The following is a 24182-nucleotide window of genomic DNA, read 5'->3' on the forward strand; positions in this document are numbered from 1 at the left end:
GCGTGGGCACCGGCCGCGTTTCCCGACCCGGTGCACGTTTTGCATAATGCAAGGGAATCCGGCCGAGATGCGGCCTGCTGCCTGATCCCGGCAACTCCGACGCGCGTCCATGTCCGGCCGAAAGCAGTGCGGGGCACCGGTCCGGCACACCAGGATGTCGGACGCGAAGGACGCGAAGGACGCGAAGGACGCGGAGAGGGGAGACGGCACATGCGGCGCAGACGCCGGCCCCTCGCCGTGCCCGAACCGCATCTCCTGGGGCATCTGCGCAGCGCCGTGTGGGGACCGGCCGAGTTCGTCGGTCTGCCGCCGTGGTGGCTGACGGCCGAGGGGCTGCTGGCCGGGACAGCGGCGGTCGGCGGGATCCTCGCGGCCACCCTGGCCGGTACCTGGTACGGGATTCCCGGGTTGGCGGACGGTGAGGGCGGCCTGGTGTGTGCCGCCGCGCTCGTGGTCTACCTCTGCGTGGTGCGGGCCGGCCGGGCGCTGGTCGGCATCGCCGCCGTCCTGGGCGTCTGCCTCGCCCTCCAGGCGCCCCAGGCGGCCGTGGGCCTGGTGCTGGCGGAGCGGGGGCGCGTGGAGTCCACGGTGGTGATCTCGGTCGAGGGCGGGCCCGGAGCCGTCTCCGGCCGCGGGCTCTACCTCTGTTCGGTGGCCGACCGCAACGGCGTTCCCCTGAAGCGACAGATCCGACGCGGCTGCGAGCAGGCCACCCGACCCGGCGACGCGCTCACCGTCGTGTACGACACGCAGGGACGGATCCCGCCACGCGGCGTGGGCAGCGGCCTGCCCTGGCGGGAACCGCTGCGCGCGCTGGGCGGCTGGGCAGCGGCGCTGATCGCGGTGGTCGCGTTCGCGGTCGTACGGTCCTTCCGGCTGTCCCCCGCCGTGGAGGAACCGCCCGCTTCGTGATCCCGCGATGCTCAGCGTGGTGTGCAGGACGACGCCGGGTGCCCCGCCGCAGCGCTCGCGGAGCATGCCGTCCAGGATCTGGCGGGCGTCTGTGCACTGGTCCTCGGTAACGTCGGCCGGTGATCCACCGGGCGCCGAGGGGGTGCTGCGGACGGCGTCCAGCAGTCCCGCGCCGGGGCCGAGCGCGTGTCCAGCACGGCCTGCCGGACGGCCAACCCGGCGAGCCCGCCTCGCGCAGGGCGGCGGCGAAGCGTGGCGGGTCCGCGAGCCGGAGGGGCGGTGGCGCCGGGTCCGTCGGCACCGCGGCGAAGCCGGCTACGGCGGCCCGTAGGGCACCCACCGTCCAGGCGAGGAACTCCGCTTCCCGACGTGGGCGTCGGCGCCGGGGGCGTCGGTGATGTGCGGCGGGCGGTGGCGTGCTCGCCGTAGCGGAGCCGCGCCTGCGGCGTCCTCGTCGTACCGGAGCCGCGCTTGCCGCGTCCTCGCGACGGTCCGCATCGGTGGGCGCGTGCGGCGTCCGCCGCGCTCATGCCGAAGAAGTCCACCGGTGGAGCGACGCTCACGCCCACGCGGTCGCCGTCGGCGGCAAGGTGCCCCCGCGGCCGCCGCGATGAGTTTCGCCCCCGTCCGCAGTCCCCACCGGTGACCGTCGTACGACACACCCTGGAGGACACCCGTGACGACCATCCCGCCCCCCGGCCGCCCGCCCGTCGTCGACCTGGCCACCTGGCAGGCCGCTCGCGACGAACTGCTGGTCCGCGAGAAGGCGCACACCCGTGAGGGAGACGCCATCGCCGCGGCCCGCCGCCGGCTGCCCATGGTGGAGTTCGACGGCACGGTCGAGGTGGTGGGGCCCGGCGGACCGGTTCCCTTCCTGGACCTGTTCCAAGGGCGCGACGAGCTCGTGGTCTACAAGCACATGTGGCACGACGGCGCGCCGCACCAGGGGCAGTGCGAGGGCTGCACCACCACGGCCTGGCACCTGAAGGACGCCGTCTACCTCAACGCCCGCGGCGTGTCCTTCGCCGTCCTGACCACGGGCCGGTGGGAAGAGGTGGCCGCCTACGTCGATTTCATGGGCTACACCGAGCCGTGGTACTCGGTGCGCGGCGTGGACGGGCCGGCCGGTGGCGCGATGGGCTACCTGACCTGCTTCCTGCGCGACGGCGACCGCACGTTCCTCACCTACTCCACGACGGGCCGCGGCAACGAACGGGTCAACGCGTCCATGGGCCTGCTCGACATGACGCCCTACGGCCGCGGCGAGGCGTGGGAGGACAACCCCGAGGGCTGGCCCAAGGGGGAGAACGCGTGCTGGACCTGGCGCTCGGACGCGGACGGCAACCCCACCTGGGGACCGACCAGCCGCCCCCGCCCGCAGTGGACCCGGCCCGGAGCCACCCCCGTGCAGACCCTCGGCCGGAACGGCCACTGTCACTGACGACGGGCCTTTCGGCACGGCGATCGGTCTTTGGCGGAACTTCGCCTTGCGACCGATCGCCCACCCCCTCACGCGTTTCCGTAAGGTTAGGCTAACCTGTGTCGCGTGCGAGCAGGCGAAGAGATCTCCGCGACCCTCACCCCTCGTGGCCATGAACTCTCGGCCACGGGCGTCACCGTGGCCTACGACGGCATTGATGTCGTCCACGACGCCTCGGTGACCCTGCGGCCCGGTGACGTGACCGTGCTGGTGGGGCCGAACGGCAGTGGCAAGTCGACGCTGTTGCGCACGCTCGCGCGGCTGCAACGGGCGCGGACCGCCGCGCTCGCCATCGACGGCACCGACGGCCTCGCCCTGACCCCCCGTCAGCTCTCCCGCCGCCTGGCCCTGCTGACGCAGGACCGCCCCACCCCCAGCGGCCTCACCGTGCGGGACGTCGTCGAGTTCGGCCGCTACCCCTACCGGGGCCGCTGGGGCGGCGCCGATCCGGACGGCCCGGCCGCCGTGGACCGCGCGATGGCCCTGACCGGCGTCGCGGAACTCGCCGAACGGGGCGTCGAGCACCTCTCCGGCGGACAGCTCCAGCGGGTGTGGCTCGCCGGCTGCCTCGCCCAGGAGACCGGCGTGCTCCTGCTCGACGAACCGACCAACCACCTCGACCTGCGCTACCAGATCGAACTCCTCGACCTGATACGCGACCTGGCGGACGACCACGGCATCGCGGTCGGCGCCGTCCTGCACGACCTCGACCAGGCCGCGGCCGTGGCCGACCGGATCGTACTGCTCCACCAGGGGCGCATCATCGCCGCTGGCCTCCCCGAGGACGTCCTGACGTCGGAACGCCTGACCGACGCCTACGGCATCCGCATCGAAGTCGGCACCGACCCCCTCACGGGCCGCCTGCGCACCCGCGCGATCGGCCGACACCACACGCGAAGCGAAAGGCTCAGCACCCCCTCATGAGACGCCTGTTGACGACCGCGGCGGCCGCCACCGCCGCGGCGCTCGCCCTGACCGCCTGCGGTACGACCGAGCCCGCCGCCGACGCCACCGCCGAACCGAACACGGCCCAGGCCGTCACCCTCACCGACGCCTCCGGCAAGAAGGTCGAACTCGGCAGGCCGGCCAAGAAGGTCGTCGGCACCGAGTGGCACGAGGTCGAGCTGCTGATATCGCTGGGTGTCGACCCGGTCGGCGTCGCCGACGTCAAGGGCTACAAGACCTGGGACACCGCGGTCCCGTTGAAGAACGAGCCCAAGGACATCGGCACCCGCGGCGAGCCCAGCATGGACACCATCGCCTCGCTGGAGCCCGACCTCATCGTGGCCAGCACCGACCTGCCGCCGGCCGCCGTCAAGCAACTGCGCGAGGTCGCTCCGGTGGTGGAGGTGCGCTCCGCCGACGCCGCCGACCCGATCGGGCAGATGACGGAGAACCTCGACCTCCTCGCCAAGGCCACCGGCACCACCGAGCGGGCCGAGGAGATCAAGAAGGAGTTCGACACGAAGCTCGCCGACGGCAGGAAGGCCCTCGCCGAAGCCGGCCTCGACGGCGCCGAACTCGCCTTCGCCGACGGCTACGACATCTCCAACCAGGTCTCCATCCGGCCCTTCACCAGCGGCTCCCTCATCGGCGCGGTCAACGACAAGCTCGGCCTGAAGAACGCCTGGACCGTCGAGGGCGACAAGGACTACGGCCTCGGCTCCACCGACGTAGAAGGCCTCACCAAGCTGAGCGACGACGTCCGCTTCGCCTACATCGGCAACGACGGCGACAAGTCCAGCACCCCGTTCACCGACGCCCTGGCCAAGGACAAGGTGTGGACCTCGCTGCCGTTCGTCAAGAAGGGCAACGTGCACCGACTGCCCGACGGCATCTGGATGTTCGGCGGCCCCGGTTCGATGGGAGCCTACGTCGACGCCCTCGTCGCCGAGCTGACGAAGTAACGCCCATGGCCGTCACCGCGACCACCCCCGCCGCCCGTCCGTCCGCCGTCACGTCCCGGACGGGCGCGGCCGCGGTGACGGCCGCCCTGACCCTGCTGGTCGCGGCCCTCGCCGTCGTCGACATCACACAGGGCACGGCCGCCGTCGGCCCCGGGGAGGTGTGGAAGGCGTTCACCGGCCGGGCGGACGCCGCCGACTCCTCCGTCGTCATCGCCTCCCGGCTGCCGCGGATGACCGCCGGCCTCCTCGTCGGCATCGCGCTGGGCACGGCGGGCGCCGCGCTGCAGAAGGTCAGCCGCAACGTGCTCGCCTCACCCGACACCCTCGCCGTGAACGCCGGCTCCTACCTCGCCCTCGGCATCGCCGCCGTCACCGGCCTCTCGCTGCCGCTGCTCGCCTCCTCCGGCGTCGCCTTCCTCGGCGCCCTCGCGGCGGCCGCCGTCGTCCTCGGCCTGTCCGGACTCGCCGCCGGCACCGTCCGGCTCGTGCTCGCCGGCAGCGCCCTCGCCCTCGGCCTCACCGCCGTCACCGAGGGCCTGCTCCTGCTCTTCCCCCAGGAGACCCAGGGCCTCTACCAGTGGAACCAGGGCAGCATCGCCCAGAGCGGCTTCGACGGCGTGCTCCAGATGACGCCGCTCGTCCTCGTCGGCCTCACCGGACTGCTGCTGTCCGCCCGCCGCATCGACGCCCTGGCCCTCGGTGACGACGCCGCCCGCGGCCTCGGCGTCCCGGTCCGCGCCACCCGCGTCACCGTCGTCGTGCTCGCGGCCCTGCTCTCCACCGCCGCCGTCACCCTCGCCGGGCCGATCGGCTTCGTCGGCCTGTGCGCCCCCGCGCTCGTCCGCCCCCTCGCCCGCCGCTTCCGCGCCTTCTCCCGCACCCGCGCGAGCCTGCCCGCCGTGGGCCTGACCGGTGCGGTGCTGGTGCTCGGCTCGGACGTCCTGCTGCGCGCCCTGGTCCCGGCGGACGTGGCGGTCGCCGTACCGACCGGCGTCGTCACCAGCTTCGTCGGGGCCGTGTTCCTCGCGGTCATGGCCACGCGCGTGCGGCACACCGGCGCGTCCGCCGCCCCCGACCGGCTGCGCATCAGGAGCAGGGCCGTCTTCCTGACCACCACGGCCGTCCTCGCGGTGGTCCTCGTCGGCGTGACGATCGCCGCCGTACTCCTGGGCGACAGCAAGCTGCTGCTGGGCGACGTCGCCAACTGGGCGCAGGGCCGGGCGGGCCGGACCGTCGGCTTCGTCCTCGACACCCGGGTGCCCCGCGTCCTCGCCGCGCTCCTCGCGGGCGGCGCGCTCGCCCTGGCCGGCACGCTCGTCCAGGCCGTGACCCGCAACCAGCTCGCGGAACCCGGCATCCTGGGCGTCTCCGGCGGCGCCGCGCTGGGCGCCGTCCTCCTGGTCACGACGGCGCCCGTGGCCGGAACGTGGAGCGTGGCGGGCGCGGCCTTCGCGGGCGCCGCCGTCAGTTCCGTCCTCGTCTTCGGACTCGCCGCGCGCGGAGGCTTCGAACAGAACCGGCTGGTCCTCGTCGGCTTCGGCGTCGCCACCGGGACGTCCGCCCTGATCAGCCTGCTCATCATCCTCACCGACCCGTTCAACGCGGTGAAGGCCCTCACCTGGCTGTCCGGCTCCACCTACGGCCGCACCCTGCCCGACGTCCTCCCGATCGCCCTCGTCCTCGGCGTCGGCGTACTCGTCGCCTTCCTCCGCCGCACCGAACTCGACCTCGTCTCCCTCGACGAGGACACCCCGAGGCTGCTGGGCCTCGGCCTGTCCCGCGGTCGCCTGGGCTTCCTCAGCCTCTCCGTCCTGCTGAGCGCCACCGCCGTGGCCGCCGCGGGCACGATCGGCTTCGTGGGCCTGGTGGCCCCCCACGCGGCCAGGGCCCTGGTGGGCCGTCAGCACGCGCGCGTGGTCCCGGTCGCGGTGCTGCTCGGCGCCACCCTCGTCTGCACGGCCGACCTGCTCGGCCGCACGGTGATCGCGCCAGCGCAGCTCGGCGCGGGCCTGATGACGGCCGTGATCGGCACGCCGTACTTCCTGTACCTGCTGGTTCGTAGCCGCCGCTGAGCGCTCCGCCGGACGTGCCGTGACGTGTCGTCGTTCGCCTGCGGGCTCGTCGTGGCCGGTCCGCCGGCCCCGCTCGTGGACAGCCGTCGGAGCGTTGATCCGGTGGTGTCGTCCGGCGCGCTGTGAAGAATGCGACCATGCGTATCCGATCCGTACGCCTGGACGAACTGCCCGCGCTCCAGGACATCGAGAGGGCCGCCGGGCAGTGCTTCCGGGACATCGGCATGCCGGAGATCGCCGAGGACGAGCCGCTGCCGCTCGGTGAACTCGCCCGCTACCATCACGCCGGGCTGGCCTGGGTCGCGACCGACGACGCCGACGCCCCGATCGCCTACCTGATCGCCGACCGCGTCGACGGCAACCTCCACGTCGAGCAGGTCTCGGTGCACCCGGACAGCGCGCGCCGCGGGGTCGGCCGACTGCTGCTGGACCATCTGGCGGCCCACGCCAGGAACGCGGGCGTACCCGCCCTGACCCTCACCACGTTCACGCAGGTCCCGTGGAACGCGCCCTACTACAGGCGCTGCGGTTTTGAACTCATGGACGACAACAGGCTCCCTCCCGGCCTGCGCAGGATCCGCGAGCGCGAGGCGGCACACGGCCTGGACCGGTGGCCGCGGGCCTGCATGCGCCGGGAGCTGTGACGCAGGGAACGGCGCGCGCCGGAGAGCGAGCCGTCCGCCTGCGTCACGACGGTGCCGCGTAGCAGCGGACGGTCACCCTCTGGTGCGCACTCCACTCCTGCTCGACCGTGGCCGTCAACTCCCAGCCCAGCCGCTCGTACAGGGCTGCCGCCGCCGTATCGGACGCGACGACGTCGAGGACCGGATGCAGGCCACGGTGGCGCGCCGCCTCCACTGCGCTGCCGATCAACAGGGCACCGATTCGGTGTCCCCTCGCCTGCGGAGCGACGAACAGCCTGCTGACCACGGCGGTCATCTCCCGTGTCGTCCCGTGCCGTTCGCTCCACAGCACCGGGGCCAGATCGCCGTCGCCCGCCTGCGCCAGACTCACATGCCCCACCAGGCCGCCTTCGAGTTCGGCAACCCAGGAGCCCAGCAGGGAACCGCGCGAGAGCCACTCGTCGGGCCGATCCGGCCAGTTCACCGGATAGCCGTCGTGCGCATGGACCTCCGCGAGGATCCGCACGCACTCCTCGACATCGCCCTCCGCCCGCCGCCGGACCGAGCAACTTCGCCTTCCGTCAGCCACCTTGGAGCTCTCACTGTTCACGCAGGCATGGAAACACAGGCCACCGAGCCACAACCAGCCGGCGTGACCGAGGTCGGCGTGGCACCTGCGCCGCACGCAGGCGAGCGCCCGGCCGAGGCGGGGCCTGTGCCGGGCGCCTGTACGCGGCGGGGTGCCCCGCGACCACTGGCCGACGCGAGGCATCGCGCCTTGTGGGTGCGGGGCGGCACCGTCAGTCGTGCTGGGCTGCGGGCTCGGGAATCCGCGGTTGCCGCGAGGCGGGGGAGGCGGTGGTCGCCTTGTCGGTGTCGGTGTCGGTGTCGGTGTCGGTGTCGGTGTCGGTGTCGGTGTGGGCCTGGGGGTGGGTGTCGGTGGCCGGGTGCGGGAGGTTGGTGCCCTCGATGTCGACGTCGGGGGTGATGCGGTCCAGCCAGCGGGGCAGGTGCCAGGCGCGGCGGCCGAGCAGGGCCATGGCGGCCGGGACGAGGGTCATGCGGACCAGGAAGGCGTCGATGAGGACGCCGATGGCGAGGGCGAAGCCGATGGACTTGATGATCGGGTCGTGGTTGAAGACGAAGCCGCCGAAGACGGCGACCATGATCAGGGCGGCGGCGGTGACGACCCGGCCGCTGCCGGCCATGCCGTGGGTGACGGCCTGCGCGGCGTCGCGGGTGTGTTCGTAGTGCTCGCGCATCCGGCTGACGAGGAAGACCTCGTAGTCCATGGCGAGGCCGAACAGGACGCCGATCAGCAGGACGGGCAGGAAGGCGGTGATGGGTCCGGCGGAGGGGATGTCGAGGAGGTCGGCCAGGTGGCCGTCCTGGAACACCCACACGGTGGCGCCGAGTGACGCGGCGATCGACAGCAGGAACCCGAGGACGGCCTTCAGCGGGACGAGGACCGACCGGAAGGCGATGGTCAGCAGGACGAGGGCCAGGGCGACGATGAGGGCGATGAACAGGGGCAGGGCGTCGGAGAGTTTGGCGGACACGTCGATCGCGGCGGCCGTCGAACCGGCGATGTAGAGGGTGGCGCCCGCGGGGGCGATGGCGTCCTGGTGGTCGCGCAGGTGGTGTACGAGGTCGGTGGTGGCCTGGTCGTCGGGGCCGGTCTCCGGGATGACGGGGACGGCGGCCACGGTCGCGTCCTGGTTGGCGACGGGCTGGTCGACGTGGGCGACGCCGGGGACCTCGGTGAGCGCGGTGTGCAGCTCGGCCAGGGCCTTTTCGCGGTCGGCGGCGGGGATGCCGCCGGTGTCGACGACGGCGGTGAGCGGCGCGTTGAAGCCCGGTCCGAAGCCCTTGAGCAGGAGGTCGTGGCTCTTGTGCTGGGTGCTGGAGGTCGGCTGGGAGGCGTGGCTCGGCAGGCCCAGGCGCAGGTGCTGGGCGGGCAGGGCGAGGGCGAGCAGCGCGACCACCCCGGCGAGCAGCACGAGCAGGGGCTTGCGGGTGACCGTGCGGGCCCAGGCGAGGGACCAGGTGGTCCGCGGGGGCCTGCCGGTCATCGGCTGCTTGGTACGGGACTCCGTCTGCTTCGTACGGGGGCGCAGGCGCTCGCCGAGCAGGCCGAGGACGGCCGGGACGAGCGTGACGGCGATGAGGACGGCGAGGGTGACCGTCGCCGCCGCGGCCAGGCCCATGATCGCCAGGAACGGGATACCGGTGACGGTGAGCGCGGCGAGCGCGACGACCACGGTCGCGCCGGCGAAGACCACGGCGCTTCCGGCGGTGGCGGTGGCGCGGGCGCCGGACTCCTCGACGCTGACGGCGGGGTCGGCGAGCTGCTCGCGATGGCGGGCGATGATGAACAGGGCGTAGTCGATGCCGACGGCCAGGCCGATCATCAGGGCCAGCACGGTGGCGGTGCTGGTCATGTCGACTATGTTGGCGACGAGTTGCACGCCCAGGACGCCGATGCCGACACCGACGAGCGCGGTCACCAGGGGCAGTCCGGCGGCGACGAGGGAGCCGAGGGCCAGGGCGAGGACCGCGAAGGCGACGACGACACCGATCACTTCGGCGGGGCCGCCGACCTCGGTGACGGGTTCCATGACCGTACCGCCGAACTCGACCTGGAGTCCGGCGTCCCGGATCGGCGCCGCGGTGTCGACGAGCGCGTCCTTGGCGGACCCGGGCACCTGATCGGCGGCCTGCCGGAACTGGACGTCGGCGAAGGCGATCTTCCCGTCGGCGGACACCGTCCGCTCCGCGAAGGGATCACCGACGTGGACGACGCCGGGTATCCGGGCGGTCTCGCGCAGGCTCTCCCCGATGGCGGTCCGCGCCGTGCCGGAGGTGAGCGTGCCGTCGGCGGGGGCGGCGATCACGACCCTGGCGACGCCCCCGGCCGCCTCGGGCATCTTCTCCTCCAGCAGGTCCTGGGCCCGCTGGGACTCGATGCCCGGCACCGAGAACTCCGTACTGACCGGTCCGGCCATGGTGACACCGAGGCCGCCGACCGCGGCGAGCAGCAGCAGCCACACGGCGATGACCCGGCCGCGGTGCCGGCCCGCCCATCCCCCCAACGCGTACAAGACCGATGCCATGACACATTCCTCCGCTCCGAGAGCCGTTCAGGTTTTTGCAGCCTACGGTAATTTTGCAGTCAACTGCAAAAGTGCACTCGGTGGTAACCTGCGGGCATGGCAGACGGTGCGAGAGAGCGCGGCAAGGCCCGGCGTCGGGAGGCGATTCTGCGAGCGGCCTACAAGCTGTTCGCGGAGCGCGGCTTCGAGGCGGCGACGATCGCCGACATCGCGGAGGAGGCGGAGGTCTCACCCCGTACGGTCACGCTGTACTTCCCCTCGAAGATGGACCTGGCGACCTCGCACCTGGCGGAGTTCACCGAGCGGCTCAGCCGGGCGCTGAACGCACGTGAGCCCGGGGTCACCACCCTGGAGGCACTGGAGCGGTTCCTCCGGCAGGACGGCGCGAGCCAGCCGGACGCGACGGATGTGCTCTACGAGCGGATGCTCGACGCCAACCCGCAGCTGAGGGCCATCGCCAACAGCCGTCTCGCCGAGGTCATTCAGGAAGGCGCCCGCCTCTTCGCCGCCGAGCGCGGCAGCGACCCCGACGCCTTCGGGCCGCGGATGGTCGCCGCGGCCGCCGCCGCGGTCGTCGGCGAGGTGTATCTGCGCCCGAGCGAGGAGAACTTCGAGGCGGCCATGGCCTTCCTGGCCGCCGGGATCTCCTCCCTGCCCGGCGACCGCCTCGCCTGAGCACGTCAGGGCGAGATCCCCTGACGGCCCCCGTCGTCAGCCGGCCCCGGCGCGCAGGCTTCGCGCCCGGGCAGGGATCATCACCGTCGCGCCCATGGCCCGGGCAAGCGCAGCGGCCAGTGCGGTGGCCGCCGTCGCCGCGAGCGCCGCGACGAAGCCGCCGCCGACGAGCCCGCGGAGCCGGTGGGCGTGGCTGGTCCGGGCCGGTACCCGGCCTGCGGCGACGCCGGTGTCGTCCGTGCCGTTCATGTCGTTCATGCCGTTCTCCCGTCGCTCGGCCATGCCCGTACGGGGTGTTCCGGCCGGCCTGCGACGGTCCTGGCCCCGGCGCGTGACGACGCGTACCCGCGCCGTGCGACGGCCGGGGTTGCGCAGGGCGCGGACGCCGGTGCCGCGGAGCCAGAACCCGGCGTCCCGGCCGAGCACCGGGCCGGGCTCGCCGTCGCGCAGCTCCAGCTGCACGCGCCCCCGGGTGACGACGCCGAACGCGTCGTACCACTGGGCGGCGACCACTGCGACACGCGCGCCACCGCGCAGCGTGAGCGTCCGCACCGGGACTACTCCGTGCCGATCGCCGGCAGCCGCTCCGGCAGCCCGAGCCGCGGGAACCGGTCGTCGTGGAACGTGACGATCTCGGTGATCTCCCCGCCGGTGACGCGCAGGACGTCGACCGTCAGCGGCAGGTACGCGGACTCCCGCTCCTGCCAGAGGTAGAAGGCGACGGCGGGCTGCCGGTTGACGGAGATGGGAACCCCGCGCAGGCCCTTCATGCCCTCGAAGCCGTCCTCGACCCAGTTGCTCACGACGTTGTCACGGCCGACGTACAGGCCCGGCGTCGGCGGCATCGAGCAGCGGACGTCGTCCCGCAGCATCGCGGTGAGCGCCGGGATGTCCGTGGCCACGCTGGCGTCGGTGTAGCGGCGCACCAGCTCGCGCGTCCGGGCGTCCTCCTCGGCGCCGGTCCAGTCCTGCCGCTCGGCCGGCAGGTGCTCCCGCAGGCCGGCGCGGGCCCGCTGCAGCGCGCTGTTCACGGAGTTGACGGAATCCCCGAGGAGCTGGGCGACGTCCTTCGCCGGCCAGCCGAGCACGTCCCGCAGGATCAGCACGGCCCGCGGGCGCGGGGCGAGATGCTGGACCGCGACCAGGTAGGCCAGTTCGATCGTCTCCCGCGCGACGGCGACGCTCTCCGGCCCGGCCGCGTCGTCCGCGGGCAGCTCGTCCAGCAGCCGGTCCGGGTAGGGCTGCAACCACGGCACCTCGCCGCCGGTCGCGGGCTCCGGGCGGCACTTGGCGAGCAGGTCCAGGCAGGCGTTGGTGGCGATCCGGTACAGCCAGGCCCGGAACGTCGACCGCCCCTCGAAGGTCTCCCGCCGCCGCCAGGCACGCAGAAACGTCTCCTGCACGGTGTCCTCGGCGTCCTCGAACGACCCGAGCAGCCGGTAGCAGTGCACGTGCAGCTCCCGCCGGTGCCGCTCCGCCAGCCCCGAGAACGTCGGCTCGTCGACCTCGCCCAGCCCGCTCACGCCCAGCTCCTCCAGCCGTGTGTCCGTACTCATCCCGTCATCCTTCCGGCCCGTCGTGTCCCGTCGTAGGTGTGACGGGCGCGGGCGCGAAAACTCATCACCGTTGATCGCGGCGGATGCGCGGGACAGGGGAAGGGGCGTGAAGCGGCCGTGGCGTGGCGCGGCCGTGAAAACCCTGTGGAAGCGGTGTCAGTGGTGCCGTTTATGCTGCTCCGAACGATCATCGAAACGATCAAGCAGGACCCAGGGGAGGGCACGGCATGTTGGGCAGGTTGTTCGGCAGGGGTGGTGCGGAGAGACCGGGGGCGGATCCGCACGCCCTGCCCGTCCCGCGCAGGCGGAAGAACGGGGTGTACTCCCTGCGCGCGCTGGGGGACGCGCGCGTGCTCGCGCTCGTCGAGGCCGCCGACGCGGGGGACTGGCAGGCGGTCAAGGCGGCACTCGCCCCCTTCGACCTCGGCCGCCAGCAGGCGGTCCTGGGGCAGCTGGCCGTGCTGGACGGTGTGGAGGAGTGGGCCGTCCGGGCCGCCGAGCAGGACAAGGGCGACAAGGACCTCCGGGCGACCGCCCTGCTGATCTCGGGTGCGCGCCATGTCAGCTGGGGCTGGGAGGCGCGCACGTCCGCGCGTGCCGTGGACGTCAGCCGCGAGCAGTGGCAGACCTTCTACGAGCGGCTGCGCATCGCCGAGGAGCACCTGCTCGAAGCCGCCGAGCTGCGGCCCGACTGGATCACGCCCTGGCGCCATCTGCTCACCTCGGGACGCGGCATGTCCGTCGATGACAGCGTCCAGGAGGCCCGGCTCGCGGCCGGTCTGCGCCGTGATCCGCTGAACCTGGACATCCACCTGGAGTGGGTGGCGCACCTCCAGCCCCGCTGGGGCGGAGAACCGGGCCAGGCCCTGGAGTTCGCCCAGAAGGCCTTCGCCGCCGCGCCCGACGGGCACCGGCTCGGCTGTGTCGTCGCCATGGCGCGCATCGAGGAGTGGGTGGAGTCCGATGACAGCGACTGCCTGCAGCAGCCGCGGATCCGGGCCGAGTTGAGGGAGGCCGCGGAGCGCAGCATCCTGCACCACGCGTACGAGCGCCGCCTGGGCTGGCAGGGCGACTACAACATCTTCGCCATGGCCCTCTCGCTGGCGGGCAGCAGCACGGCCTCCAATGTCTTCCGCGAGCTGGAGGGTGTGATCACCGACTGGCCGTGGACCTTCATGGCGAATCCGCAGACAGCGTACGCGCGCTTCCGCAAGGCCTTCTGAGCCCCCGCCGGCACCGCCGTCGCCCGCACCGCCGTCGCCCGCACCGCCTTCGCCCGCACCGCCGTCGCCCGCCTCCGGCCGGCCCCTGCGGACCACCGCCGACCACCGCCGTTCCCTTCACCCCGGACTGACCCATGCCCCTGCGTGACACCTCCGCCCACCACACCTCCGCCGACCGCACCTTCCAGGTCGACCTGCGCGGCCTGGTGGACCTCCTCTCCCACCACCTCTACTCCAGCCCCCGCGTCTACCTGCGCGAACTGATGCAGAACGCGGTGGACGCGCTCACCGCCCGGCACGCCCTCGAACCGGCCGCCTCCCTGGGCATCCGCCTCTACGCCGACGGCACGGTCGTACGCGTCGAGGACGACGGCGTCGGTCTCACCGAGGCCGACGTGCACACCTTCCTCGCCACGATCGGCCGCAGCAGCAAGCGCACCGAGCACATAGCCGAGCAGCGCGCCGACTTCATCGGCCAGTTCGGCATCGGCCTGCTCTCCTGCTTCCTGGTCGCCGACGAGATCCACGTCCTCAGCCGCTCCGCCCGTACCCCCGACGCCCCGGCCGTGGAGTGGCGTGGCCGCGGCGACGGCAGCTACACCGTCCGCACCCTGCCCGCCTCCGCCCGCCCCCGGCCCGGCACCACCGTCACGCTCACCCCGCGCGCCGACGCGGGCGAGTGGACCCGCCCGGCCCAGGTGCACGCGCTGGCCCGGCACTTCGGCTCCCTGCTGCGCCACCCGGTGACCTTCGACGACGGCAGCGGCGGCCCGGGCGTGCCCGTGAACCCCGACCCCGCGCCCTGGGCGCTCACCCACCCCACCCCGGGCGCCCGGTCGCGTGCGCTGGCCGCGTACGGCGAGGAGGTCTTCGGGTTCAAGCCGCTGGACACCATCGAGCTGGACCTGCCGGCCGTGGGCCTGAAGGGCATCGCCTGCGTGCTACCGGAGGCGGTGCCGGCCGGCCGCCGCCACGGCCACCGCGTGCACGTCAAGGGCATGCTGCTGTCCGAGCAGGCCGAGGAGATCCTGCCCGACTGGGCGTTCTTCGTCCGCTGCGTCGTCGACGCCGAGAGCCTGCGCCCGACGGCCTCCCGAGAGTCCCTCTACGAGGACGACACCCTCGCCGCCGTCCGCGACGCCCTCGCCGACCGGCTGCGCGCGTGGATCGCCCGCGCCGCCGCCAGCGACCCCGAGCTGCTCCACCGCTTCCTCCAGGCCCACCACCTGGCCGTGAAGTCGCTCGCCGTGCACGACGACGAGATCCTGCGGATGCTGCTGCCCTGGCTGCCGTTCGAGACCACCGACGGGCACTGCACCCTCGACGAGTTCGCGCGCACCCACCGCACCGTGCTGGTGACGTCCAGCGTGGAGGAGTTCCGGCAGGTCGCCGCGATCGCCTCGGCCGCCGGACTCGGCGTCGTCAACGGCGGCTACACCTACGACCGCGAACTGGTCCACCGGCTCCCCGAGATCAGGCCCGAGGTCACCGTCGCCGACCTCGACCCGGCGACCCTCACCGCCCACCTCGACCCCGTCGACCGGGAGACGGAACTCGCCGCCGCGGCCTACCTCGCCCAGGCCCGTGACGCCCTCGCCGTCTTCGACTGCGATGTCGCGCTGCGCACCTTCCAGCCCGCCTCGGCGCCGGCCCTGCTGGTCGACAGCCGCGAGGCCCGGCACGAGCGCACCCGCTCCCAACTGGCCCGGGAACAGGACGGCGGGCTGTGGGGCGACATCCTGGGCGCCCTGCGCCAGGAGGCACCGCGCGCCCAGCTGATCCTCAACCAGCTCAACCCCCTGGTGCGCACCGCCGTAGCCATCGACGAACCCGAGCTGGCCCGCACCAGCGCCGAAGCCCTCTACGGGCAGGCCGCGATGCTGTCCCGGCGTCCGCTCCGGCCCGCCGAATCCAGCCTCATCAACCGCTCCTTCCTCGACCTCCTCGCCCACGCCCTCCGCAAGGACAGCTGACGATGCCGACGACCGCACCCCAGAACACCGACGAGCTGTACCAGGCGCTGCAGGACAACGACCGGCGCCCCTACGGCCGTACCCGCACCGTCACCGCCGAGGAACTCGTCGACGCCGCCGAGCAGTTCGGCGAGCCCGCCCCGCTGATCCACGCCCTCCTCGAACTCCAGGAGGCGTACACCTACGGCTCCGAGCCCCGGAAGTCGCCCGTCGTCTTCGCCCGCCTGCTCACCCTCTTCGACGAGCAGCCCGACGCCTTCGACGAGCGCCTGAGCCACATGGTGTTCTGGCGGTTCAAGTGGGTGTCCCACGCCCTGCGCCAACTGCCCGAGATACCGCTGGCCAGCCTGCGCCAGTGGCTCACCGAGATGCGCGACCGGTACGAGAAGGCCGGTCACGGCCTCCAGCCCTACTACGGGCAGGCCTACCAGCTCGCCGCCCACGTCGGCGAGGACACCGCCCTCGCCTACGAGCTGTGGGCGGGCCGCACCCGCACCCGGTTCAGCGACTGCGAGGCCTGCGAGACCTGCGAGCGCGCCCTGTACCACCTCGCCGCGGGCGACGACGAACGGGCGCTGAGGGCCTGGGAGCCGGTGCTGGGCGGCAAGGAGTCCTGTCAGGAGGAGCCGTCCCGTTCCATCTCGCACGCCCTGCTGCCACTGCTGCGCACCGGCCGCACCGACCGGGCCCGCGAACTGCACCTGGCCGGCTACCGCGGCTGCCGCCGCAACCCCTCGATGTCCCAGGAGGTCGGCCGGCACCTGGAGTTCTGCGCGCTGACCGGCAACGAGGCGCGCGGCCTGGAACTGCTCGCCGAGAACCGGATCCTGTTCGACGAGGTCGACTCGCCGCTGGACCAGCTCGGCTTCCTCACCGGTGTGGAGGTCCTCCTCCAGCGCGTCGAACTCCTCGGCCACGGCGAACTGCCCGCCACCGGATACGCGGGCCGCGGCTGGACGGTGTCCGCACTGCGCGCCGAGGTGCGGGGCCGCGCCGACGACCTCGCCGCCCGCTTCGACGCCCGCAACGGAACCACCGCCCACAGCGACCGCCGCAGGGCCCGTCTGGAGCGTGCCCCGCTCCTGGACGCGCTGGAACTGACCCTGCGCGTCCGCAGCCTCGACGACATGGCTCCGGCCGCTCCGGTCGCCGCGCCGCCCGCCGCCCGTACGGCCGCCGCCGTCCCCGACGCGCTGCCCGAACTGATCCTCCGGGCACGGACCTTGGACGACGAGGGCCACCCTGACGCGCGCGCCTGCTGGGACCGACTGCGCACGCGCGTCGCCGCCCGCGACTACGCCCACCCCGACGACCCGGCCGTCGGTCCGCTCGACCGACTGCGCGCGGACCTGCTGGCCGAAGAGGCGAGCCGGATGGTGGACAGGAACGAGTTCGCCGACGCCGCCGACCTGTTCGAGGAGGCCGCGGCCCTCTACGACGACGCCGGCACCCCCGGCCACGCGACGCTCGCCCGCGTCAGCGCCCTGCTCGCCACCGCCGAGTTCACGGTCCGGGACGCCGAGGGCGACGCGGCCGAGGCCGCGTTCACCACCGCCCACGCCTCCATGGTCCGCCTGCACGAGGAGACCCCCGGACTCGCTCCGCACCACGAGGCCCGGCTGCTGAGGAGGCGGGTGACCGCGCTCGCGCTGCGCGCGCAGGGCACGCGGGACGAGGGCCATGTCGCCGCAGTCTTCGCCGAGATCGACCTGCTGCACGAGTTCGCCACCCGGCACGACGTCGTCGCGCAGATCTCCGGCGCCCTGCTGCTGCGGGCCAGCACCCACGCCATCTCCGGCGACCTGCCCGCCGCGGTCGCCGAGATCGGTGCCCTCCTGGACCGGCTGAAGGCGCACGGCCCCGCCTGGCACCTGCCCCACACGCTCGGGCTGCGCGGCCGGTTCCAGCTCGGCCTGCGGGACGCGCAGGCCGCCCACGCGGACCTGACCGAAGGCCTGCGCCTGGCCGCCGACTGGCCGGCCGACACCATCGACACCGCCCGCCTGTACGGCGATCTGGCCGAGGCCGCCCTGCAGTTGGGCCGCCCCGACGAGGCCCTGCGGCACCTGACGCGCTCCGCGGAGCTGGAGCTTCGCCACGGCAGCCGTGTCGACGCGTTCTGCGCCTACAGCAACGCGGCCCAGCTCGGCCTCGACCTGGGCCGCACCGAGGACTGCATCGCCCTGCTCGACTCCCTGCTGACCGAACCGGACGTCGCCTCGGGGGAACTGGACGACCGGCTCACCGCTCAACTGCGCCTGACCCGGGCCCGCGCGCTGTACGCGGGGGAGGACCTCAAGGCCGCCACGACGGAGTTCGTCGCCCTCGCCGCCGAGTCGGCAGGCTGGGACGACGACCCGGGCAGCCACGCCATGATCGCCGCGGAGACGGCCGTACTCCTCGGCGAGTCCGGCGAGTTCGGCCGGGCCCGCGAGGCGGCGGACCAGGCCCTCGCCGCCCACGCCCGGGACCCGCGCTACGAGCAGCTCAGCAACTGCCTGCGCGAACTCGGCCGCCTCCAGGCCCAGCAGCAGGGCTCCGACGGCCTGTCCGACGCGCTCGCCTTCCTCGCCGACGCCGGGCGGATCGCCGACGCGGCCCGCGCCGCCGGATACGAGGCCCGCGGCCGTGCCCTGGACCCCGCACTGGCCTACGAGTACGGACGCGTCAACGCCTACGCAGGCCAGTACGAGGACTCCCTGGTCGCCCTGGACCGGGCCCTCACCCTCCTCGGCGGGCCGGGCGGGGACCGCGACCACGCCGGGGAGTGGGCTGAGTGCGTCCGCCTCGCGGGTGCCGTCGAGGGCATCTACCTGGAGCGCCCCGCCCCCGCCCTCACCCGCGTCGACGCGGCGATCACGCGGCTGACCGCCTTGGGGCACACCGCGGAGACCGAGTCGCTGAGGTCCCTGGCGACCCGGCTGCGCGACGAGGAGTGACGCGCAGGCCGGGGACGGGTACGGGCCACCGCGTCGGAGATGGGTGGCTCGGCCACGGTCGTGTTCGTGGCCTGCGCTGTCCCCGCACCGGCGCCCGGCCCGGGTGAGGGCGAACGCCGCCGACGTGTGGACGGCGGATGGTGATCGCTGTCGTCGTCCGGTCAGCGGCCCGTGCGCACGGGCGCGCCCAGCAGCCCCACCACCAGGGCCTCGGACGCGGGGGCCAGCAGCAGCGGGGCGTCCCGGGTCTGCTCCAGGCCGGTGACCAGGGCGAGGCAGATGTCGGCCGCCTCGGCGGGCTCGACCCCGTGCGCGCCGGCCGCGGCGAACAGGCTGGTGAGCACGGCGCGCAGCTCGGCGGTGAAGTCGGCGCAGATGTCGCCGAAGGCACGGGCCCTGCCGTCCAGCAGTTCGGCGGTGTGGGGAGAGGCGGCCTTGAGGCGCAGGACGAGGTCGAGCCTGGCGGCCAGGACACCCCGTACGCGATCGGGGTAGGGGGCGTCCTCGGCCGCCGCCCGCCGGGCCCGGTCGAGCGCGCGGTCGTGCAGCCGGGCGGCGAGGCGGCGGAAGGCGTCGTCCTTGTTGCGGACGTACTGGTAGACCGCTGACCGGGACACGCCCATGGTGGCGGCGATGTCGTCCATCGTCGTGCGCCGTACGCCGTGCCGGGTGAGGCAGTCGTAGGCGGCGTCGAGGACCTCGTCGAGCCGGTCGGTGGGCATCGTTCAGGCCAGCTTGGTGAGCAGCTCGGCCGCGAGCGGGCCGGAGGAGGCGGGGTTCTGGCCGGTGACGAGGTTGCGGTCGACGACCACGTTCGGCGCCCACGGCTCGCCGACCCGGACGTCGACGCCGGCCTCGGTCAGACGGGTCTCCAGGAGCCACTTGGCCTTGTCGGCGAAACCGGCCTGCGTCTCCTCCGCGTTGGTGAAGGCGGCCACCCGGTACCCAGCGAAGGCGTTGGAGCCGTCGCTCGCCTCGGCGGCGAGCAGCGCGGCCGGGGCGTGGCAGACCACACCGAGCGGCTTGCCCGAGGCGAGGGTGTCGACGAGGAGCCGGCCGGAGGTGGCGTTGACGGCGAGGTCCTCCATGGGGCCGTGGCCGCCGGGGTAGAAGACGGCGGCGTAGGCGTCGAGGTCGACGTCCTCCAGTCGGATCGGGTGGTTGAGCTCGTCCATCGAGGCGAGGGCGGCGGCGATCCGGTCGGCGCCCTCCTGGCCGCCGTTGGCCTCGGGGGCGAGGCTGCCCTTGTCGACGGTGGGGACGACACCGCCCGGGGTGGCGACGACGACTTCGTGACCGGCGGCCTTGAAGGCCTCGTACGGGGCGACGGCCTCCTCGGCCCAGAAGCCGGTGGGGTGCTTGGTGCCGTCGGCCAGCGTCCAGTGGTCGACGCCGGTCATCACGAAGAGGATCTTGGACATGGGGTGCTTCCTTCCGGGGGAGCGGAGTGCAGTGGCTGGGCAGGGCGGGTGCGCTGACGTTCTGGATGCAGATCGTCACTGCGGTGAACGTTTTCGACGGTAGGGCCTCGACCCATTGGTTTCCAATGAGGACCCCAATGCCTGACATTGGAAACCCTATGGCTGCAGGGCGCTAGATTCCCTGTGTGAGCACTAACGACGCGCAGGGCAAGAGCCCGGACGCACAGTCGGCCGACCCCGCGCCCCACCCCGACCTGAACCTGCTGCGCACGTTCCTCGCCGTGTACCGCTCCGGCTCCTTCACCGGTGCCGCCCAGTTGCTGGGGCTGTCGCAGCCCACGGTGACGACGCAGATGCGCGCCCTGGAACGCCAGACCGGGCGGCAGCTGTTCGAGCGGCTGCCGCGCGGTGTCGCCCCGACGGCCGTGGCGGACGAACTCGCGGCGCGGGTCGCCCCGGGCCTCGACCTGCTCGCCGCGGCGACCGGTCCGGACGCGGCGGCAGGCCGCAGGGCGCGGCCGGTGCACCTCGCCGGGCCCGCGGAACTGCTGTGCGTCAGCGTGCTGCCGGCGCTGGCGCCGCTCGTGGCCGAGGGGGTGCGGCTGCGGGTGGCGGCCGGGCTGACCGACGCACTGCTCGACGAACTGCGCGCGGGCCGCCACGACCTGGTGATCGCCACCGTCCGGCCCCGTGGGCGTGCCCTGTCCTCGGTGCCGCTGGCCGACGAGGAGTTCGTACTGGTGGCGGCCCCCGAGTGGGCCGAACGGCTGAGGGGACCGCTCGCCGAGGAAGGCCCCTCGGTCCTGCATCCGGTTCCGCTGGTGACCTACGCGGAGGACCTGCCCATCGCCCGCCGCTACTGGCGCCACGTCTTCGGCCGCCGACTGTCCTGCCCCGCCGCCGTCACGGTGCCGGACCTGCGCGGGGTGAAGGCCGCGGTGACGGCGGGCGCGGGCTTCACCGTGCTGCCGCGCTACCTGTGCGCCGAGGAGCTGGCCTCCGGCGCCCTGGTCCTCCTGCACGAGCCGGACGAGCCTCCGATCAACACGGCCTTCCTGGTCCAGCGGCCGGGCGTGCCGGACAACCCACACGTCATCCGCGTCCGCGACCACCTGCTGCACAGCGCACGGACCTGGTAGCCACGGATGCGACTGCCCATGCCCTGCGCCCGGACCTGGCGACCGTGGTAGCCGGGGTCAACGAACCGCTGAGACCGCGCTTCCACGCGCACGAGGTGGCAGGCCACGGGAGGCGATGTTCGACGCGCTCACCCCTCTGGACGGGAGTGTTGCGGATTCGGGGGAGTAGGCCCCCGCGCATTGAGGCGCGCGGGACGCTTCCCTCCGCGACCGGCAATGTCCGGTGAAACCAGGCTCACTCATCCAGCGCGTCGAACGCCTCGTCGCTCCAGCGCCAGCCGGCGGTGCCGTCCCCGTGAATGCGCAGCATGAACTCGGCGACCGAACCGCCGCCGGGGAACGTCATGGTGAGGGCGCTGCGGATCCGGTCGTGGCAGGCGTCGGCCCGGTCCCAGTCCTCCTCGTCGACGGCCCGCTCCTGCTCGGCGAAGACGGCACGGAACTCGTCGAAGCCGGCAAGCGCCTCGGCGTCGGCGAGAATCCAGGGCATATCGGCGCCGGTCACGGTCAGCCGGGCTATCTCCCGGTCGCCGTGATGGAGACGCCAGATACTGCCGGTGGTCAGGTTCGTATTGGCCATACTCCATGATGGCGATCACCACTGACACTCCGGGCGTGACCGGTGTGGCCGCTCGGGTCCCGTCCGCAGCTCCCCGACCCGAGCGGAAAACCCGAACTGACGGGCGAGTGAGCCGGGTTCGGACATAGGTTGTGCTCTGAGTGATAAACGCCTCGGTTGAAGAACGGATTTGACTGATGACCGACCCTGTGACGACGCCCGAGCCCGCAAGACACCAGAACATCGACACGTCGGTACCGCACTCGGCGCGGATCTGGAACTACTGGCTCGGCGGCAAGGACAACTACCCCGTCGACGAGGCGGCCGGCGACGCCTACACCGCCGTCTTCCCCGGCATCGTCACCATCGCCCGCAGCAGCCGCGCCTTCCTGCGCCGCAACATCACGTATCTGGTGGCGGAGGCGGGGATCCGGCAGTTCCTGGACATCGGCACCGGACTTCCGACGGCCCAGAACACGCACGAGGTCGCCCAGGGCATCGCCCCGGAGGCGCGGATCGTCTACGTCGACAACGACCCGATGGTCCTGGCTCACGCCCGCGCCCTGCTCTACTCCACCAAGGAGGGGGCGACCGCGTACATCGACGCCAATGTGACGGACCCCGAGCGCATTCTCGCGGCCGCCGCCGAGACGCTGGACTTCAGCCGTCCCACCGCGCTCATCCTGAGCAACATCCTGGGGCACGTGGCCGACTACGACCAGGCCCGTGACATCGTCACCCGGCTGATGGGCGCCCTGCCGTCGGGCAGCTACCTCTCCATCAACGACGGCTCCCGCGGCATCGACCCGGTCTTCGAGGAGGCCCAGGACGCCTACAACAACAGCGGCGCCGTTCCGTACAACCTGCGTTCCGTCGACGAGATCACCCGGTTCTTCGACGGCCTTGAGCTCATCGAGCCCGGGGTCGTCTCGGTCACGCAGTGGCGCCCCGAACCCGGTTCGCCCGCTCCCGAGGTGATCGCCGAGCACGGCGGGCTCGCGCGGAAGCCGTAGGCAGGCAGTCACGCGGTGGCTTGTGGTCGTGCCCCGTGCCGGCACGACCACAAGCCCACCCGGCATCGCGGGCCCGCCCGTACGCCGGCACGAGTCAGGTCACCTGGTGTCGCTGTTCGACGGCCACCCGCAGGGGCGCCCGGAAGGACAGCAGGCCCAGCATCGGGCCGTCCCCCGCTTCCTCCGCAAGCCGTACGCGCGGCAGATGGCGGGCCGCCGCCCGCAGGGCCACCGCCGCCTCCGTGCGGGCCAGGGAGGCGCCGGGGCAGCGGTGGCGGCCGACGCCGAAGGCCAGGTGCCGGCGGACGTTCGCCCGGTGCGGGCACAGGCGCTCCGGGGAGGCGAAGACGTCCGGGTCCGAGCCGCTGCCCATCAGCATCAGCAGCAACTGCGCACCCGCGGGCAGCTCGACTCCGCCCAGTTCGACGGGGCGTGCGGTGACACGGCGCCAGGTCGTCACCGGCGGCTCACGCCGCAGCACCTCTTCCACCCACGCCTCGGCCAGGCCCTCCTCCCGCGCGACACGGGACCACAGATCGCCGTCGGCCAGCGCCCGGCTCAGCACGGTGGCGATGAGCTGACCGGTGGTGGACTGCCCGGCGATGAAGACGAAGAAGCACACACCGACCGCGGTCTCCACGTCCAGCGGCCTGCCGTCGGGCAGCCGGTGCTCGGCCAGCGCGCCGATGAACGAGTCGCGCGGGGCGGTGCCGTCCGTCACCGTCCGCGTCAGCCACTGGTGGAACTCGCCCACGAGCGCGGCGAGTTCCACCTGGCGCTCGGGCGTCGGCCGGCCCCAGAACAGCTCCAGCGACGCGTCGCTCCAACGGATCAGTGTGGCGGGGGAGACCCCGTCGATGCCCAGAAGCTCCATCAGCACCCGGCACGGCAGCACTTGCGCGAACGACGTGAACAGGTCATCGCCCGTCACGTTCATCCGCTGCTGTATGTCCGTGAGCAGGTCGTCGGCGATGCGCTCGATGACCGGTACGGCGGCCGCGACGCGCCAGGCGTTGAAGAACCGGGTGACCACCCGGCGCAGCCCGGCATGGCTGGCGGAGCCGTTGTTGGCGAGCGCCGGCGGCAGCTTGAAGCCTGCCCGGGCGAGCACCCGCAGCACCCCGATCGGCAGCGGGGTGACGGTGTTCTGGGCGTTGTCCGGGTGGAAGGCGTCCGGGTCGAGCAACACCTGGCGTATGTCCCGGTAACGGCTGACCAGCCAGAGCCCGGTGCCGGGGTCGTAGTACACCGGCGACTCCTCGCGCAGCGCGGCCAGCCACGGGTACGGATCGCGGACGAAGTCGTCGCCGAAGAGATCGAGCAGCCCGGCCGGATCACCCGCGGACACGCTCTGAGCTGCGAAAGTCACGGCCGGACGCTAACACGTGACCGCGCGGTCGCTGTCCGTGTGTGCGCGGCATCACTCACCAACAGTGACGCTCACCCCTGATGCAGGTCACATCCGCTTCCCGTCAGCAATCGCCGCCTTGTTCCGCTCAAGCCACCGAGGGGACCAAGCGAACCGACCGGCAGAAGCAACGCCATTGTCATACCCGGCTCAGAGTTCGAGCCTGTCA

The 24182-nt window shown here is 73.0% G+C and carries 20 protein-coding genes; 12 read left to right on the forward strand and 8 right to left on the reverse strand.

Going from position 1 to position 24182, the window contains the following annotated elements; all coding sequences use genetic code 11:
• Positions 1–210: 210 nt before the first annotated feature.
• From ICC28_RS22550 to ICC28_RS22575, 6 genes are all read left to right on the forward strand, one after another.
• Positions 211–912 (forward strand): hypothetical protein, encoded by a 702-nt coding sequence (locus ICC28_RS22550; protein ID WP_188290486.1) that lies wholly within the window; start codon positions 211–213, stop codon positions 910–912.
• A gap of 676 nt (positions 913–1588) precedes the next feature.
• Positions 1589–2353, forward strand: coding sequence for a DUF899 family protein (locus ICC28_RS22555; protein ID WP_188290487.1), 765 nt, complete (start codon positions 1589–1591; stop codon positions 2351–2353).
• A gap of 105 nt (positions 2354–2458) precedes the next feature.
• Entirely contained in the window at positions 2459–3316 is an 858-nt protein-coding gene (locus ICC28_RS22560) for an ABC transporter ATP-binding protein (protein WP_188290488.1), read from the forward strand.
• Positions 3313–4299 (forward strand): iron-siderophore ABC transporter substrate-binding protein, encoded by a 987-nt coding sequence (locus tag ICC28_RS22565; RefSeq protein ID WP_188290489.1) that lies wholly within the window; start codon positions 3313–3315, stop codon positions 4297–4299. The genes ICC28_RS22560 and ICC28_RS22565 overlap by 4 nt, the downstream gene beginning before the upstream one ends.
• Positions 4300–4304: 5 nt before the next feature.
• Positions 4305–6371: an iron ABC transporter permease gene (locus ICC28_RS22570; protein WP_188290490.1), complete on the forward strand. Its 2067-nt coding sequence runs from the start codon at positions 4305–4307 to the stop codon at positions 6369–6371.
• A 137-nt stretch (positions 6372–6508) separates the two neighbouring features.
• Positions 6509–7015, forward strand: a complete 507-nt coding sequence (locus tag ICC28_RS22575) for a GNAT family N-acetyltransferase (RefSeq protein WP_188290491.1) — start codon at positions 6509–6511, stop codon at positions 7013–7015.
• Positions 7016–7058: 43 nt separating this feature from the next.
• On the opposite strand, the gene ICC28_RS22580 is transcribed toward ICC28_RS22575, so the two are convergent.
• Both ICC28_RS22580 and ICC28_RS22585 read right to left on the reverse strand, forming a co-directional pair.
• Positions 7059–7520, reverse strand: a complete 462-nt coding sequence (locus ICC28_RS22580; RefSeq protein WP_188290613.1) for a GNAT family N-acetyltransferase — start codon at positions 7518–7520, stop codon at positions 7059–7061.
• 274 nt (positions 7521–7794) lie between these two features.
• Positions 7795–10107 (reverse strand): MMPL family transporter, encoded by a 2313-nt coding sequence (locus ICC28_RS22585; protein ID WP_188290492.1) that lies wholly within the window; start codon positions 10105–10107, stop codon positions 7795–7797.
• A 96-nt stretch (positions 10108–10203) separates the two neighbouring features.
• Between ICC28_RS22585 and ICC28_RS22590 the strand changes: the two genes are divergently transcribed.
• Complete coding sequence (locus ICC28_RS22590; protein ID WP_188290493.1) at positions 10204–10782, forward strand: TetR/AcrR family transcriptional regulator; 579 nt, start codon at positions 10204–10206, stop codon at positions 10780–10782.
• Positions 10783–10818: 36 nt separating this feature from the next.
• Here ICC28_RS22590 and ICC28_RS22595 read toward each other — a convergent pair whose 3' ends face one another.
• The gene (locus ICC28_RS22595; protein WP_223189272.1) at positions 10819–11334 is read right to left on the reverse strand and encodes a hypothetical protein; all 516 of its coding nucleotides are present in this window, start codon (positions 11332–11334) and stop codon (positions 10819–10821) included.
• Between the two features lie 5 nt (positions 11335–11339).
• Positions 11340–12338 carry an RNA polymerase subunit sigma-70 gene (locus ICC28_RS22600; RefSeq protein WP_188290494.1) on the reverse strand — a complete coding sequence of 333 codons (999 nt, stop codon included), beginning with the start codon at positions 12336–12338 and terminating at the stop codon, positions 11340–11342.
• Between the two features lie 227 nt (positions 12339–12565).
• Here ICC28_RS22600 and ICC28_RS22605 point away from each other — a divergent pair, with 227 nt between their 5' ends.
• The 3 genes from ICC28_RS22605 (at position 12566) to ICC28_RS22615 (ending at position 18473) form a co-directional block, all read left to right on the forward strand.
• Positions 12566–13561, forward strand: a complete 996-nt coding sequence (locus tag ICC28_RS22605; RefSeq protein ID WP_188290495.1) for a hypothetical protein — start codon at positions 12566–12568, stop codon at positions 13559–13561.
• A gap of 134 nt (positions 13562–13695) precedes the next feature.
• Positions 13696–15534, forward strand: a complete 1839-nt coding sequence (locus tag ICC28_RS22610; RefSeq protein ID WP_188290496.1) for an HSP90 family protein — start codon at positions 13696–13698, stop codon at positions 15532–15534.
• 2 nt (positions 15535–15536) lie between these two features.
• Positions 15537–18473 (forward strand): hypothetical protein, encoded by a 2937-nt coding sequence (locus ICC28_RS22615; protein WP_188290497.1) that lies wholly within the window; start codon positions 15537–15539, stop codon positions 18471–18473.
• Positions 18474–18634: 161 nt separating this feature from the next.
• Here the strand turns inward: ICC28_RS22615 and ICC28_RS22620 are convergent, their stop codons facing one another.
• Together ICC28_RS22620 and ICC28_RS22625 are read right to left on the reverse strand one after the other, a co-directional pair.
• Positions 18635–19195 (reverse strand): TetR/AcrR family transcriptional regulator, encoded by a 561-nt coding sequence (locus tag ICC28_RS22620; RefSeq protein ID WP_188290498.1) that lies wholly within the window; start codon positions 19193–19195, stop codon positions 18635–18637.
• Positions 19196–19198: 3 nt separating this feature from the next.
• A complete protein-coding gene (locus ICC28_RS22625) occupies positions 19199–19894 on the reverse strand; it encodes a type 1 glutamine amidotransferase domain-containing protein (protein ID WP_188290499.1) in 696 nt (231 codons plus the stop codon).
• A 185-nt stretch (positions 19895–20079) separates the two neighbouring features.
• On the opposite strand from ICC28_RS22625, the gene ICC28_RS22630 reads away from it, so the two are divergent.
• Positions 20080–21033, forward strand: coding sequence for a LysR family transcriptional regulator (locus tag ICC28_RS22630; RefSeq protein WP_188290500.1), 954 nt, complete (start codon positions 20080–20082; stop codon positions 21031–21033).
• A 235-nt stretch (positions 21034–21268) separates the two neighbouring features.
• On the opposite strand, the gene ICC28_RS22635 is transcribed toward ICC28_RS22630, so the two are convergent.
• Entirely contained in the window at positions 21269–21613 is a 345-nt protein-coding gene (locus ICC28_RS22635; RefSeq protein WP_188290501.1) for a hypothetical protein, read from the reverse strand.
• A 176-nt stretch (positions 21614–21789) separates the two neighbouring features.
• Here ICC28_RS22635 and ICC28_RS22640 point away from each other — a divergent pair, with 176 nt between their 5' ends.
• A complete protein-coding gene (locus ICC28_RS22640) occupies positions 21790–22605 on the forward strand; it encodes an SAM-dependent methyltransferase (protein ID WP_188290502.1) in 816 nt (271 codons plus the stop codon).
• A gap of 94 nt (positions 22606–22699) precedes the next feature.
• Here the strand turns inward: ICC28_RS22640 and ICC28_RS22645 are convergent, their stop codons facing one another.
• The gene (locus ICC28_RS22645) at positions 22700–23974 is read right to left on the reverse strand and encodes a cytochrome P450 (protein ID WP_188290503.1); all 1275 of its coding nucleotides are present in this window, start codon (positions 23972–23974) and stop codon (positions 22700–22702) included.
• Between the last annotated feature and the right edge of the window lie 208 nt (positions 23975–24182).

The organism is Streptomyces sp. TRM68416, assembly GCF_014596915.1.
Lineage (GTDB): Bacteria > Actinomycetota > Actinomycetes > Streptomycetales > Streptomycetaceae > Streptomyces.